The organism is Gordonia neofelifaecis NRRL B-59395, assembly GCF_000192435.1.
GTDB classification, from domain to species: Bacteria; Actinomycetota; Actinomycetes; order Mycobacteriales; family Mycobacteriaceae; genus Gordonia; species Gordonia neofelifaecis.
Map to the genome: position 1 here is coordinate 1 of NZ_AEUD01000033.1, position 14,467 is coordinate 14,467.

At 70.1% G+C, this 14,467-nt stretch carries 9 protein-coding genes and 1 tRNA gene; 4 read left to right on the forward strand and 6 right to left on the reverse strand.

Features of this window, described 5'->3' with window-relative positions; genetic code table 11:
- Window positions 1–122: 122 nt before the first annotated feature.
- From SCNU_RS19775 to SCNU_RS19790, 4 genes are all read right to left on the reverse strand, one after another.
- Window positions 123–872 carry an SIR2 family NAD-dependent protein deacylase gene (locus SCNU_RS19775; protein ID WP_009681190.1) on the reverse strand — a complete coding sequence of 250 codons (750 nt, stop codon included), beginning with the start codon at window positions 870–872 and terminating at the stop codon, window positions 123–125.
- Complete coding sequence (locus SCNU_RS19780; protein WP_009681191.1) at window positions 869–1,294, reverse strand: HIT family protein; 426 nt, start codon at window positions 1,292–1,294, stop codon at window positions 869–871. Before SCNU_RS19780 ends, SCNU_RS19775 begins: the two co-directional genes overlap by 4 nt.
- 81 nt (window positions 1,295–1,375) lie before the next feature.
- Window positions 1,376–1,780 carry a DUF4189 domain-containing protein gene (locus SCNU_RS19785; protein ID WP_009681192.1) on the reverse strand — a complete coding sequence of 135 codons (405 nt, stop codon included), beginning with the start codon at window positions 1,778–1,780 and terminating at the stop codon, window positions 1,376–1,378.
- Window positions 1,781–1,808: 28 nt separating this feature from the next.
- A complete protein-coding gene (locus SCNU_RS19790; RefSeq protein WP_009681193.1) occupies window positions 1,809–2,609 on the reverse strand; it encodes an LppX_LprAFG lipoprotein in 801 nt (266 codons plus the stop codon).
- 330 nt (window positions 2,610–2,939) lie between these two features.
- Here SCNU_RS19790 and SCNU_RS19795 point away from each other — a divergent pair, with 330 nt between their 5' ends.
- Together SCNU_RS19795 and acpS are read left to right on the forward strand one after the other, a co-directional pair.
- Window positions 2,940–12,173: a type I polyketide synthase gene (locus SCNU_RS19795; RefSeq protein ID WP_009681194.1), complete on the forward strand. Its 9,234-nt coding sequence runs from the start codon at window positions 2,940–2,942 to the stop codon at window positions 12,171–12,173.
- Complete coding sequence (acpS, locus tag SCNU_RS19800; protein WP_009681195.1) at window positions 12,170–12,565, forward strand: holo-ACP synthase AcpS; 396 nt, start codon at window positions 12,170–12,172, stop codon at window positions 12,563–12,565. Before SCNU_RS19795 ends, acpS begins: the two co-directional genes overlap by 4 nt.
- A 208-nt stretch (window positions 12,566–12,773) precedes the next feature.
- Here the strand turns inward: acpS and SCNU_RS19805 are convergent, their stop codons facing one another.
- Both SCNU_RS19805 and bcp read right to left on the reverse strand, forming a co-directional pair.
- A complete protein-coding gene (locus tag SCNU_RS19805; protein WP_009681196.1) occupies window positions 12,774–13,433 on the reverse strand; it encodes a TetR/AcrR family transcriptional regulator in 660 nt (219 codons plus the stop codon).
- 18 nt (window positions 13,434–13,451) lie between these two features.
- Entirely contained in the window at window positions 13,452–13,925 is a 474-nt protein-coding gene (bcp, locus tag SCNU_RS19810; RefSeq protein ID WP_009681197.1) for a thioredoxin-dependent thiol peroxidase, read from the reverse strand.
- A 103-nt stretch (window positions 13,926–14,028) separates the two neighbouring features.
- Between bcp and SCNU_RS19815 the strand changes: the two genes are divergently transcribed.
- On the forward strand, window positions 14,029–14,250 hold the full coding sequence (locus SCNU_RS19815; protein ID WP_009681198.1) for a DUF3618 domain-containing protein: 222 nt from the start codon (window positions 14,029–14,031) through the stop codon (window positions 14,248–14,250).
- A 135-nt stretch (window positions 14,251–14,385) separates the two neighbouring features.
- Window positions 14,386–14,458, forward strand: a tRNA-Lys gene (locus tag SCNU_RS19820).
- Window positions 14,459–14,467 lie beyond the last annotated feature (9 nt).

Consider the following 14,467-nt stretch of genomic DNA (forward strand, 5'->3'; position numbering starts at 1 on the left):
ACATCCCCGAGCCGCCACCCCAACAATCGATGGATCCGGGCTCAATCAGCGGGGGAGTCGCTCGGCTTGCTCAACAGCGGGGCAGTTGCTCGGCTTGCTCGATCGGCGGGCGAGTCGCCCCGTCAGACGATCAGTGGCAGCGTCGCGGCGGCGGTCGTCGGCAGGTGCACCGTCGCGAGCGGCGTGAGCGCGGACGGTTCGGGATTCACCTCGATGATCGGCGTGCCCGCCTCGGCGGCGAGCATCGGCAGTCCCGCGGCGGGGTGGACCACCCCGCTGGTGCCGATGATGATCAGCAGATCGCAGGCCCCGACCGTGTGCGACGCCGTCAGCCAATCGAGATTCGGAAGCGATTCGCCGAACCACACGACGCCGGGGCGCAGGCTCGCGCCGCACTCGGAGCATCGGGGGCGCACCGACTCGAGTGCGACGTCCGGATCCGCGTGATGCGGGCAGGCCTCGCAGCGCGGGGCCTTGAGGCTGCCGTGCAGATGAGCGTCGACCGTGGACCCAGCTCGCTCGTGGAGGTCGTCGACGTTCTGCGTGATGACGCTGACACGACCGCCCGCGGACTCCTTCTTCCGGCCGAGCTCGGCCACCGCGTAGTGTCCGGCGTTCGGCTCCACCTCACGAAGACGCGCCGCGCGGTCGCGATACCAGCCCCACACGAGGTCGGAGTCGCGCCGCCAGCCCTCTGGCGTGGCGAGATCGGCGGGCTCGTAGTTCTCCCACAGTCCGGTCAGGGCGTCGCGGAAGGTCGGAATCCCACTCTCGGCCGACATCCCCGCGCCGGAGAAGACGCAGACATGGTCCGCGGCGGTGATCAGCGCGGCCGCCTGCGACAGCAGTTCGGGAGTCGCCGCCCCGGTCACGACCGCGACTCCAGCGCCGATCGCAGAACGGCGGCGGTCGACTCCAAGTCGCCGGCACGACGTGTCAGGAACCCCTTGGCGAAGCTCAGCTTGTCGCCCGCATGCCTGGGCACCACGTGCAGGCGCGAGTGGAATATGGTCTGGGACGCGGCACGGCCGTCGTTCATCGCGAGATTCACTCCGTCGGCGCCGATCGCGCTCGACCGCATCGCACCGGCGATCCGCTGACCCGCGCCGAACACCTTGCCGCCGATCTCCGGATCGAGATCGGCGAGGCCGGACGAGTGCTGTCGCGGGACCACCAGAGTGTGTCCGCGAGTGATGGGCGAGAGGTCGAGGAACGCGATCACGTCGTCGTCGGAGTACACGACGTGGGCGGGGGAGGCGCCGGAGACGATGCCGCAGAAGACGCAGTCGGTCATGGCACCAGAGCGTAACCGCCCGCAACGACGCGAGCGCCGGGACCTCCGATGAGGAGGTCCCGGCGCTCGCGCTTGTCTCGGCTACTGGTGTCCCGAGGTGCAGGCCCAGTCGTGGATGTAGCCGCCGCCCGAGTAGTACAGGGCGTTCGACTCGGCGGTGTAGAGGTCCGCGCCCCACGCGTAACCCCAGTACGAGCTGCTCTTGGCGATGGCACCGCAGGCGTTGCGCATCTGGACGACCACCTGGCAGTCCGAGTACCCGCACCAGGAGAGGGCGGCGTTGGACGCGCTCGAGTAGTCCGGGTAGTCGAGTGCGCGGCCGGTCGCGCCGGTGCTCGGCGACAGCGCGATGGCGCCGTAATAGTTGGCCGCGTGCGCCGGCGCGGGCGCGACGACCGAGGGGACGGTGAGTGCGGCGCCGACCCCGGCCGTCACAAGGGCGGCGGTGGCGAGACGCTTACGCATCGAGATCGGACGAATCTTCATGTTCTTCTCTTCTCTGGAACGGCGGCGGTCAGCCGACCGGGGTGCGGGTCGGCTCGCCGGACTTCGGCGCCTGCGACGGCTTGGCGCTCGGTTCCTTCACGTCGGCCGGCTTCTTGACGGTGACGGTCTTGCCCCAGTCGCTGAGGGTCACGGTGAGCGAGGCGCCCTTGGCCGGCTCGGAGGTGACACGCACGACGTTGTTCTTGCCGTCCTTGGTGACCCAGACGGTCACCGGGATGTCGCCGTCGAGGCCCTTGGCCTGAGGCGAGGTTCCAGTCAGGCCCGCGAGATCCTTAGCGGGAATGGTTCCGGTGATCTTGGTGGCCTCGACGCCGTCGACGGTCTCGCTGCCCTCCTCCGTCGCGCCCTGGACGCTGCGGAGGATGTGCGGGACGCCCGCGTTGACGTCCAGGATCTTGGAGACGTCGTAGATCGAACGGCCGTCGCCGTAGTCGAGGTAACCCTTGTCGTCGACATCGGCGTACATGTGGTCGTCGACGTAGACGAACGGTGCCTCGACGGACTTGTCACCCATCTGCAGGGTGGCGGTGCCCTCGCCGACGACCTTCGGCTTGGTAGCGACCGTGGCCTCGACCTCGGAGGCGTTGACGCCCTGGAGCGAGCCCTCGACCTTCAGATCGACCTTGGCGCCGGTGAGCGCGGCGGCGGTGTCGGCGGCGGCGTTCAGAGAGGTGGTCGCGGCGGAGTCGGACGCGGTCGTCGTGTCGCTGCTGCCGCCGTCGTCGTTGCTGGAGCATCCGGTGAGGGCGATGGCTGCGGCGACGACGGCGGACGCCGAGGCAATCGCGAATCGCTTCGAACGTTTCATGAAGTGGGATCCTCCTGATTCTCCCCGCAGCAGCCCCCTCCAGCGGATCTGGATGACTGTCGCGAATTTCCCTGCAAGGAACTTACAGCGCAGAACAAGATGCGCCAGAGAACCGTCGATCAACGGGATGACGCGCCGGTGAGGCGCTTCCGATGTGACAACGCTCACGAAAATTCCTTCGACGCTGGCCGAGCCGGTTACCCATGGGTCTACCAGCGGGTATACCTCTGGGTCACCCATAAACATGAGGGAAGCCTCACGTTTCTGTGTCATCATTGGCCACGTTCCAGCGACGGCCATGTCCGACGTGACGCACCGACAGGAGAGCTTGTGACCCTCGACCAGCACCGCACCGGCCAGCACACCGACAAGACTGATTCGGCAAGCCTGCTCGACCGTCTCGCCGCAGGCGAGAGTTACGCGATCTGCTTCGGAGGACAAGGCGGCGCCTGGCTGCCCACACTCACCGAGTTGGTGACCGACGCCGACCTCGGGCAGTCGGTCGCCGCGACGGTCGCGTCCGCGCGCGAGACGCTGTCGCCGATCGCGGACGAGCTCGCCGCCGCGGGCAGCGACCGCTTCGAGCCCCTGGAGTGGATCCGTGCGCACGACGAGGAGCTTCCGGTGCCGAGCGAGACACAGCTCGCCGACGCTCTCGTCTCCCTGCCGGGCATCCTGCTGACTCAGCTCGCCGCCGTCGCGAACCTCGGTAAGCAGGGACTCGACACGGCTGTTCTGCCGCCGAGCGCCGTCATCGGCCACTCGCAGGGCGTGATGGCCACCGAGGCGGTCGCCGCTGACGGCCAGCTTCCGACCGCGGCCGACTCGGACCTGCTCGCCATGGCTCAGCTCATCGGTGCCGCCGCGACGGTCGTCTCGCGTCGTGCCGGCCTGCTGGGCACGCGTGATGCGTCGCCGATGATCTCCGTCGCGGGTGCCCGCGCCGCGGCGATCGACGAATTGCTCGCGGAGTACGTCGCCGATCAGCCCGCCGATGCCAAGGGTCTGCCGACCGTCGCCATCGTCAACTCCCGTCGAACCATCGTGCTGTCGGGCTCGCCCCGCCACCTGGCCGCGTTCAGTGCGCTCGCCGAGCTCCGCGCCGCGGCGGAGGCGGACGCCCGCAAGCGCAAGGTGACCGGTGGCACGCCGTTCTCGCCGGTGCTCGAGGACCTCAACGTCACCGTTCCGTTCCATCACCCCGACCTCGCACCCGCAGTCGACCTCGCCGTGGAGTGGGCCGACCGGTGCGGCCTCGACACCGAGCTGGTTCGCAGGCACGCCGCGGTCCTGCTGGTGGACCCCGTCGACTGGGTGGAGCTCGTCGGCGACGCCGTGGCCTCCGGCGCCCGCTGGGTCATCGACTTCGGTCCGGCCGACCTGGCGTCGCGTCTGTCGGCGCCCAGCCTGCGCGGACAGGGCGTCGGCGTGGTCGCCGCGGCCACCCGCGGCGGTCAGCGCAACCTGTTCGTTCCCGGATCGGCACCCGAGGTGTCGCGTCCGTGGTCGGTGTTCGCACCGCGGCTGATCAGCCTGCCCGACGGCCGCACCGTCGTCGACACCGCATTCACCCGTCTCACCGGCCGGTCGCCGATGCTCCTGGCGGGCATGACTCCGACCACCGTCGACCCGGCCATCGTCGCCGCGGCGGCCAACGCCGGCCACTGGGCCGAGCTGGCAGGCGGCGGCCAGGTCACCGAGGAGATCTTCGACGCGAACGTCGAACGGCTGACCGAACTGCTCGACGCGGGCCGCCAGGTCCAGTTCAACTCGCTGTTCCTCGACCCGTACCTGTGGAAGCTGCAGCTGGGCGGCAAGAAGCTGGTGCAGAAGGCACGTGCGAAGGGTGCGCCGTTCGACGGCGTCATCATCACTGCGGGCATCCCGGAGCTCGAAGAGGCCGTCGACCTGGTCCACGAGTTCACCGAGGCCGGGCTGCACTACGTCGCGTTCAAGCCGGGCACCGTGGACCAGATCCGCCAGGTGGTCCGCATCGCCCTGCAGGTGCCGCACTTCCCGGTGATCGTCCAGGTGGAAGGCGGTCGCGCGGGCGGTCACCATTCGTGGGAGGACCTCGACGACCTGCTGCTGGCCACCTACGCCGAGCTGCGCGACCGCCCGAACGTGGTGCTCTGCGTCGGCGGCGGCATCGGCACACCCGAGCGGGCCAGTGAGTACCTCACCGGTGCGTGGGCCACCGCCCACGGCCACCCGGCGATGCCGCTCGACGGCATCCTCGTCGGCACCGCGGCCATGGCCACGCTGGAGGCCACCACGGCCCCCCAGGTCAAGCAGATGCTCGTCGACACCGAGGGCTGCGACACCTGGATCGGTGCCGGACACGCCGAGGCGGGCATGGCCTCGGGCCGCAGTCAGCTGGGCGCCGACATCCACGAGATCGACAACGCCGCGTCGCGCACCGGCCGCCTCCTCGACGAGGTCGCAGGCGACGCCGACGCCGTGGCCGAGCGCCGCGAGGAGATCATCGAAGCGCTGGCGGCCACTGCGAAGCCGTACTTCGGCGACGTCGCGACCATGACCTACCGCGAGTGGCTCGACCGCTACGCCGAGCTGTCCGTCGGCAACGCGGACCGGCCGCTCGAATGGGCCGACATCACCTGGGAGCAGCGCTTCTCGGACATGCTGCGCCGCACCGAGGCCCGCATGAACGAGCTCGACTCCGGCGAGTTCGTCTCGGCGTTCGGCGAGCAGATCCCGAACCCGCACACCGCGATCGCCGAGCTGGCCGCGCTGTACCCGGCCATCGAGAACGACGTGCTGCACCCGGCCGACGCCGCCTTCTTCTTCGAGCTGTGCCGCACGCCCGGCAAGCCGGTCAACTTCGTCCCGGTCGTCGACAAGGACGTCCGCCGCTGGTACCGCAGCGACTCGCTGTGGCAGGCGCACGACCCGCGTTACACCGCCGATCAGGTCTGCATCATCCCCGGCACCGTCGCCGTCGCGGGCATCACGCGCGTCGACGAGCCGGTCGGCGAACTGCTGAACCGCTTCGAATCCCAGGTCACGTCCGACCTGCGGGCCGCGGGCGAACAGGCCCGGGTGGTCGCCGCGCGCCGCCACCGCGACATCGTCCCCGAGTCGGCGCCGCTGAGCGTCCTCATCGAGGCCGAGGACGTGCTCTGGGCCGGACGTCAGGTCCGCAACCCGATCGCGCTGCTGGGCGATCGTGATGCCTGGAAGGTCTACGACGGCGAGTACGCCGAGCATCCGAGCGGCGCCATGGTCGCCTACGTTCCGGACGCTGTGACCGCCGACGACGAGATCCGTCTCGACCTGGTGGTCCCGGTCGCGGGCTCCATCCTGCGCATCCCGTTCACCGGCGATCTCCGCGTGATCGACGGTGGCAGCCCCCGCGTCACCACCGCCGGTGCCGCCGACGCCATGCGCGAACTGCTGACGGTCGCCGCAGGCGGCGAGCTGATCGAGTCCGTCGACGGCGTCGTCACCTCGACTGTGGCGTGGCAGGCCCACTCGGTCGCCGACCACAGCGGCGCCACCGCCTCGGCCCTGCCGAGCGTGCTGGTCCCGACCACCCCGGCCTCGCCCAACGGCTTCGCGGTCCCCGACACGCTCGTCGTCGCCTGCTGGCCCAGCGTCTTCAGCGTGATCGGCGCCGCCCGCACCGCACATGGTCTGCCGGTCGTCGAAGGGCTGCTCGATCTCGTCCACCTCGACCATGCCGTCGAGCTGACCGGCGAGATCCCGGCCGTCGACACCGAGCTCACCGTCGTGGCTCAGCTGATCGGCGTCACCGATTCCTCGGTCGGCCGTGTGGTGGAGGTCCACGTCGACGTCCGCGCCGGTCGCGACCGGATCGCCGTCCTCCGCGAGCGCTTCGCCATTCGCGGACGCCTCGGCGACGCCGAACTGGTCGACCCGGTCCGCGCGGGTGGCGCCGCCGCCGACGAGCACGCGGGCACCCGCAAGTTCGTGCGGTCGGCCACCGTCGACGCGCCGACCCGGATGAACGGTTTCGCCGTCGTCTCGGGCGATCGCAATCCCATCCACACCGATGCGCTCGCCGCCCGCCTGGCCGGACTCGGCGATCCGATCGTTCACGGCATGTGGCTCTCGGCCGCTGCACAGCAGGTCCTGGCCGCCGCCGACGGCGACAACCCGGTGCCCGCACCGCGCGCCATCCGCGGCTGGACGGCCCGCTACCTCGGCATGGTCCGCCTCGGCGACACCGTCGACATCCGCGTCGACCGCGTCGGCATGGACGCGGGCCGGGAGACCTTCGAGCTCACCGCCAAGGTGGAGGGCGAACTCGTCATGGCCGCGACCGCTCTGCTCGACGCGCCGCGCACCGTCTACGCCTTCCCCGGACAGGGCATTCAGCACAAGGGCATGGGGCTGGAGGCCCGCTCTCAGTCTGCCGCCGCGCGTGAGATCTGGGATCGTGCCGACAAGCACACCCGCGAGGCGCTCGGTTTCTCGATCCTGGCCGTCGTGCGGGACAACCCGACCACGCTGGTGGCCAAGGGCGTCACCTACCACCACCCGGACGGCGTGCTGTTCCTGACTCAGTTCACGCAGGTCGCGATGGCGACGCTCGGCGTCGCCCAGATCGCCGAACTCCGCGAGTCGGGGTCGTTCGTCGAGGGCTCGATCACCTGCGGGCACTCGGTGGGCGAGTACAACGCGCTCGCCGCCTGCGCCGGCGTGCTGCCGCTCGAGGCCGTCCTCGAGGTCGTGTTCCAGCGCGGCTCGGCGATGCACCACCTGGTCCCGCGCGATTCGCAGGGGCGCTCCGACTACCGCATGGCCGCCATCCGGCCGAGCCAGTTCGGACTCAAGGACGCCGACGTCGAAGACTTCGTCGCCTCGGTCGGCCGCGACGCCGACGAGTACCTGGAGGTCGTGAACCTCAACCTGCTCGGCTCGCAGTACGCGATCGCGGGCACGGTCCGCGGACTCGAGCTCCTCGAATCGGAGATCGCGCGACGCGTCGAGGAGTTCGGCGGCAAGAGGGCCTTCATCCTGGTGCCCGGCATCGACGTGCCGTTCCACTCGACGGTGCTGCGCGCCGGTGTGCCCGAGTTCCGCGGCAAGCTCGAGGAACTGCTGCCCGCGGACATCGATCCCGACATCCTGGTCGGCCGCTACATCCCGAACCTGGTGCCGCGGCTGTTCAACCTCAGCCGCGAGTTCGTCACCGAGATCGCCGGCCTGGTGCCGTCCGATCCGCTCGACGCCGTGCTGGCCGAGTGGGACTCCTGGGCCGCGCGCCCGTCGGAGCTGACCCGGGTCATCCTGATCGAGCTCCTGGCCTGGCAGTTCGCCAGCCCGGTCCGCTGGATCGAGACGCAGGACCTGCTGTTCACGCCGGCCGCCGACGGTGGCCTGGGCATCGACCGGTTCGTCGAGGTGGGCGTCAAGAACGCACCGACCCTCTCCGGCCTGGCCCGCAACACCCTGAAACTGCCCGACTACGCGGCGGCCGCCGCCGAGGTGCTCAACGCCGAGTCCGACGCAGCGGTGCTGCGCGCGGAGGACTCCGCACCCGAGCCCGTCGAGGACGAGGTCGTTGAGGAGGCGCCGGCGCAGGACGCCGCGCCCGCCGCACCGGCCGCCGCCCCCGTCGCGGCTCCGGCAGCCGCCGCCGGACCCCGCCCCGACGACATCGCGTTCGGTCCGGCCGACGCGGTCCGCGCGGTGATCTCGCTGTGGACCAAGATGACCCCGGCGCAGATCGGTCCGGCCGACACCATCGAGTCGCTGTGCGACGGTGTCTCGTCGCGCCGAAACCAGCTGTTGCTCGACGTCGGCACCGAGCTCGGCCTGGGTGCCATCGACGGCGCCGCAGAGGCCGACATGGGAGCGCTCGCGTCGACCGTGAGCACCCTGGCCCGCGGCTACAAGCCGCTCGGCGATGTGCTGACCGACGCCGTCGGCGACCAGGTCCGCAAGGTCGCCGGTCCGATCGGCAAGCGCGCCTCCTACATCACCGACCGGGTGACCTCGGCATGGCAGCTGGGCGACGGCTGGGGCCAGCACACGCTGGTCGCGGTCGCGCTGGGTTCCCGCGAGGGCGTCAGCGTCCGCGGCGGGGACCTCGGCGACCTGCTCGACGGCGGCGTCGGCTCGGCGGCCGACTTCGACGCCCTCATCGACCGTGCCGTGCGCAGCGTCGGCCAGGCCCGCGGCATCGCCGTGGAACTGCCGGTCGCAGCGTCGGCCGGCGGCGGCACCGTCGACGCCGCAGCGCTCGGCGAGTTCACCGAGCAGATCACCGGTCCGGACGGCGTCCTGGCGCTGACCGCGCGCACCATCCTCGATCAGTTGGGCCTCGCCGACACGGTCGATGTCTCCGACGTCGAAGCCGACCCGAACGCGGCCCTGGCCGACCTGGTCAGCAGCGAGCTCGGCTCGGACTGGCAGCGGACCGTCGCACCCGCCTTCGACGAGGAGCGTGCGGTGCTGATCGACGATCGTTGGGCCACCGCCCGCGAGGATCTGGCCCGCCTGTGGCTGGACTCCGAGGAGGACGTCCACGAGCGTCACAACGATCTCGCGGCCGCGATGACCGGTGCGGGCGACCAGGTGGCCGAGCACGCGACCTGGTGGCAGGGCAAGGCCCTCGCCCTCGGCTACACCGAGCACGCCGACGTCTACGCGGCGATCGCGCATGCGGCGCAGCTCCCGGAGCCGGGCGAGTTCGCCGACGACATCGCCGTCGTCACCGGCGCATCGAAGGGTTCCATCGCGGCGGCCGTCGTCGGACGATTGCTGGCCGGCGGCGCGACCGTCGTCGCGACCACCTCGCGACTGACCGGCGAGCGCGTCGACTTCTACAAGGAGCTCTACCGCACGCACGCTCGGAACGACGCCGCCCTGTGGGTGGTTCCCGCCAACCTCGCGTCGTACGCCGACGTCGACGGTCTGGTCGAGTGGCTGGGCAGCGAGCAGACCGAGAACCTGGGTGCGAGCACCGCGGTGCTCAAGCCGGTGATGCGTCCGACCCTGCTGTTCCCGTTCGCGGCGCCGCGCGTCGCCGGCGATCTCACCGACGCCGGTTCGCGCGCCGAGATGGAGATGAAGGTCCTGCTGTGGTCGGTGGAGCGGTTGATCGCCGGTCTGTCCGCGATCGGCGCCGACCACGACATCGACGCTCGTCTGCACGTGGTGCTGCCGGGTTCCCCGAACCGCGGCATGTTCGGCGGCGACGGTGCGTACGGCGAGGCGAAGGCCGCGCTGGACGCGTTGGTGACCCGCTGGAGTGCCGAGGAGTCGTGGAACAAGCACACGACCCTCGCGCACGCGCTGATCGGCTGGGTCCGCGGAACCGGTCTGATGGGACATAACGACGGTCTGGTCGACGCGGTCGAGGCCGCCGGCGTCAAGACCTGGAGCACTCCGGAGATGGCCGATGCGCTCGTCGACCTCTGCTCGGCGCAGGCCCGCGAGGGCGCACTCGTCGAGCCGATCATCGCCGATCTCACCGCCGGTCTCGACCCGGAGAAGATCGACCTGAAGGCACTGGCCGCGAGCGCGGCCGAGGCTCCCGGACAGGCCACGGCCGCCGACGAAGACGAGACCGACGACGCGTCGGGCGTCACGGTCGCGGCACTGCCCGCGCCGGCTCGCGCCGACGTCGCGCTCGATCACGCATGGCCCGAGCTCGACTCGCGTCCCGAGGACCTGGTGGTCATCGTCGGTGCGGGCGAAGTCGGCCCGTACGGATCGGCACGGACTCGCTTCGAGATGGAGGTCGACGAGAAGCTCTCGGCCGCAGGCGTTCTCGAGCTGGCCTGGACCACTGGCCTGGTCACCTGGGAGGAGACGCCGAAGGCCGGCTGGTACGACGTCGAGTCCGGCGACCCGGTTCCCGAGTCGGAGATCGCCGAGCGGTACCACGACGCCGTCGTCGAGCGCTGCGGCATCCGCCGGTACGCCGACGAGGGTGCGATGGTCGACAACACCCAGCCGCTGCTGGAGTCGGTGTTCCTCGACCAGGACCTGACCTTCAACGTCCCGAACGAGTCCGCGGCCCGCGAGTTCGTGTCGGCTGACCCCGAGCGCACCCGGATCGCCCCCAACGCCGAGACCGGCGACTGGACGGTCACCCGCCTGGCGGGCACGGAGATCCGCGTTCCGCGTCGCGCCAGCCTGTCGCGCACCGTCGGCGGGCAGATCCCGACCGGCTTCGACCCGGTCCGCTGGGGCGTCTCGCCCGACATGGCGGAGTCCGTCGACCGCGTCGCGCTCTGGAACCTGGTCGCCACCGTCGACGCCTTCGTCACCGCGGGCTTCTCGCCGTCGGAGCTGATGCGCTGGGTGCACCCGGGTCTGGTCGCCAACACGCAGGGCACCGGCATGGGCGGCATGACGTCGATGCGGTCGCTGTACGTCGACACGCTGCTCGGTGAGTCGAAGGCCAACGACATCCTGCAGGAGGCGCTGCCGAACGTCGTCGCCGCGCACGTCGTGCAGTCGTACATCGGCAGCTACGGCGCGATGATCCATCCGGTCGCCGCGTGCGCCACCGCCGCCGTCTCGGTGGAGGAGGGCGTCGACAAGATCCGCCTCGGGAAGGCGCTGTTCTCGGTCGCCGGCGGGTTCGACGACCTGGGCATCGAAGGCATCGTCGGCTTCGGCGACATGTCGGCCACCGCCGACTCGGCCAAGATGACCGCCAAGGGCATCGACGACCGCCGCTTCTCCCGCGCCAACGACCGTCGTCGCGGAGGCTTCGTCGAGTCGGCCGGTGGCGGCACGGTCCTGCTGGCCCGCGGCGACGTCGCCGCGCAGTTGGGACTGCCGGTCCTCGGCGTGGTGGCCTGGGCGCAGAGCTTCGGCGACGGCGTCCACACCTCGATCCCGGCTCCGGGCCTCGGCGCGCTCGGCGCGGCTCGCGGCGAGAAGGCGTCGCCGCTGGCCACCGCACTGTCGGCCCTGGGCGTGAGCCCGGACGACGTCGCGGTCGTGTCGAAGCACGACACCTCGACCCGCGCCAACGACCCGAACGAGTCGGAGCTGCACGAGCGTCTGGCCGGAGCGATCGGCCGCAACACCGGTGCGCCGTTGTTCGTCGTCTCGCAGAAGTCGCTGACCGGTCACGCCAAGGGTGGCGCGGCGGCGTTCCAGCTCATCGGCCTGTGCCAGGTGCTGCGCGACGGCGTCATCCCGCCGAACCGCAGCCTCGACTGCGTCGACGAGAAGATGCGCGAGTACCCGCACCTGGTGTGGCCGCGCGAGACGCTGCGCATGGGCGGCCGATTCCCGCTGAAGGCGGGTCTGCTGACCTCGCTCGGCTTCGGTCACGTGTCCGGTCTGATCGCGGTGGTGCATCCGGAGGCGTTCATCGCCACCCTCGGCGAGGCGGAGCGCGCGGCGTACCGCGAGCAGAGCGCCCGCCGCCTGCGCGACGGCCGCCAGCGTCTGCTGCAGGCGATGTGCGGAGGCGACGCGATGTACCAGCGTCCGGCCGACCGTCGTCTGGGCGACGGTGACGAGCACGAGGCCGAGGCCGGTCTGCTGCTCGATCCGCAGGTCCGCCTGGACGACCGCGGCTCCTACGCTGCGGAGGACACCCTCCGGTGAGCGTCGTCGGAGTCGGCATCGACCTGGTGTCGGTGACCGAGTTCGCCGAGCAGCTCCGGAAGCCGGGATCGTCGTTCGGCGCCCGCTTCACGGTGGGCGAGCGCCGGGACTCGGCGGAGCGCACCGGTGACGAGGCACGCCACCTCGCCGCCCGATGGGCGGCGAGGGAGGCAGTGGTCAAGGCGTGGTCGTCGAGCCGGTTCGGCTTGGCTCCGCTCCTGCCGGAGACCGCGGTCAACGATGTCGAGGTCCAGTCCGACGCGCACGGCCGCCCGCGGATCCGCTTGCACGGGGACATCGCTCAGGCTCTCGCCGGTCTGACGATCCATGTCTCCCTGACCCACGACGGCGACATGGCCGCGGCCGTCGCGATCCTGGAGGATCGGGACTAGGACAGCAGAAGAACCGACAGTACAAGAACCGCTTGGTCGAACGTGCGCCCTCACCGCTGGTTGAGCGAGCGGAGCGAGTCGAAACCCCGTGCGAGGGGCTGGGATTCGTGACGGACTTTGCGACAGCAGTCGCGGTGGTTTCGACTCGCTGCGCTTCGCTCAACCGGCGGGTGGACTGTCTGATCGTTCTCGCGATGGAGCCGCTCGCTCAGCCGGCGGTGGAGTGCCCCGACACCTCTTCGAGCATCAGGTAGCCGCCGAGCATTCGCTTGAGCTCGTAGACGGTCATCTCGTGGTCGTGGCCGTCCTGCACCGAGAAGCTGAGCAGCGAGTACGCGGTGTGGACCAGCACCTGAGCCATCATGGCGCGGCGGTCGCGCTGGTCGGGAGTCAGCGGCGCCAGGATCCGTGCCACCTGGTCGGCCAGGATGCGCTCGTTGATCGACGCCGTCGCGCGAGTGGCGGGCGTCGACTGCACTGCCAGCCAGACCGCGCGGCGCGACGGGTCGGTGCGCCAGAGTTCGGCGAGGTGGTCGAGGAACTTCTCGAGCAGTTGGGGCCACTTCAGCGACGGGATCTCGGAGGAGAAGTTCGTCAGCTCGTCGCGCACGGCACTGGAGTCGTTCCGGTCGAGCTCGCACACCACCACGTACTTGTTGGCGAAGTACTGGTAGATCGTGCCGATCGGCAGGTCCGCGCGCGCCGCGATCTGCTCACACGTCAGCGACTCGAATCCGACGTCGATGAGCACCTCGCGCGCCGAGGTGAGGATCGACTCGAACGTGCGTCGACTGCGCTCCTGCGTCGGCCGCTTCCGGGGGACGAGCGGTGCGGGGGAGCTGATGTCGGACATCGAACGCTCGGACATGGAGGAGTCGGCGTCCGATCAGATCGACAGGTCGCGGCGCAGCTTCGCGACATGCCCGGTCGCGCGCACGTTGTACTGCGCGGCGCCGAGCGTGCCGTCCTCGTTCACCAGGAAGGTCGAGCGGATGACGCCGTTGACGACCTTGCCGTACAGCTTCTTCTCGCCGAAGGCGCCCCACTCGGTGAGGACCTCCTTCTCCGGGTCGGACAGGAGGGGGAACGTGAGCTCATCGCGCTCCACGAACTTCGCCAGCTTCGCCGGCTTGTCGGGGGAGATGCCGATGACGTCGATGCCCTGGCCGTTCAGTTCGGCGAGGCTGTCGCGGAAGTCGCACGCCTGCTTGGTGCAGCCGGGAGTCATGGCGGCGGGGTAGAAGTACACGATCACTTTGCGGCCCGCGTAGTCCGCGAGCGAGACCGGTTTCCCCGTCGAATCGGGGAGTGTGAATGCAGGAGCCTTGTCACCGACCGAAAGTCGTCCATTGGCAGACATACCGCCAGGCTATCGGATTCGAATCGGGGGTCGACTCTGTAGTCTCAGAACCGTTGTATACGTGAGCGACGTACACGTCGCCGACAGATCACGGAGGATCGCAGTGGCCGACGAAACCGCACGCATCGAGCAGGAGATCGCGAAGGCCCGCGAGGAACTCGCCGGGACCCTCGACCAGCTCGTCGAGCGCACGAACCCGCAGCGGCTGGCCGACGACGCCAAGGTGAAGGTCGTCGCCGTCGTGAGCCAGCCGCCGGTGAAGTACGGACTGATCGGCGTCGGCGCGCTGGTGGCCGTCGTGATTGTTCGCAAGATCTTCCGCTGAGCGTCTCGCTGCCGACGCGTGAGTGACAGAAACCAGCGCTGACCAGCCGATTTTTCATCTCGGCAAGCATGGTGTTAATGTTTTCTCCGCAAGGCCGCAGCGGCACGGACCGCCACGGCGATGCAGCAAGGCCAAGCGCCATTAGCTCAATTGGCAGAGCAGCTGACTCTTAATCAGCGGGTTCGGGGTTCGAGTCCCTGATGGCGCACCCCTGGGA

Bases quoted from the DNA above. Each gene is read 5' to 3' on its own strand.
- SCNU_RS19780 (WP_009681191.1), bottom strand. From the start codon at position 1,294: ATGACCGACTGCGTCTTCTGCGGCATCGTCTCCGGCGCCTCCCCCGCC.
- SCNU_RS19785 (WP_009681192.1), bottom strand. From the start codon at position 1,780: ATGAAGATTCGTCCGATCTCGATGCGTAAGCGTCTCGCCACCGCCGCC.
- SCNU_RS19790 (WP_009681193.1), bottom strand. From the start codon at position 2,609: ATGAAACGTTCGAAGCGATTCGCGATTGCCTCGGCGTCCGCCGTCGTC.
- SCNU_RS19805 (WP_009681196.1), bottom strand. From the start codon at position 13,433: ATGTCCGAGCGTTCGATGTCCGACATCAGCTCCCCCGCACCGCTCGTC.
- bcp (WP_009681197.1), bottom strand. From the start codon at position 13,925: ATGTCTGCCAATGGACGACTTTCGGTCGGTGACAAGGCTCCTGCATTC.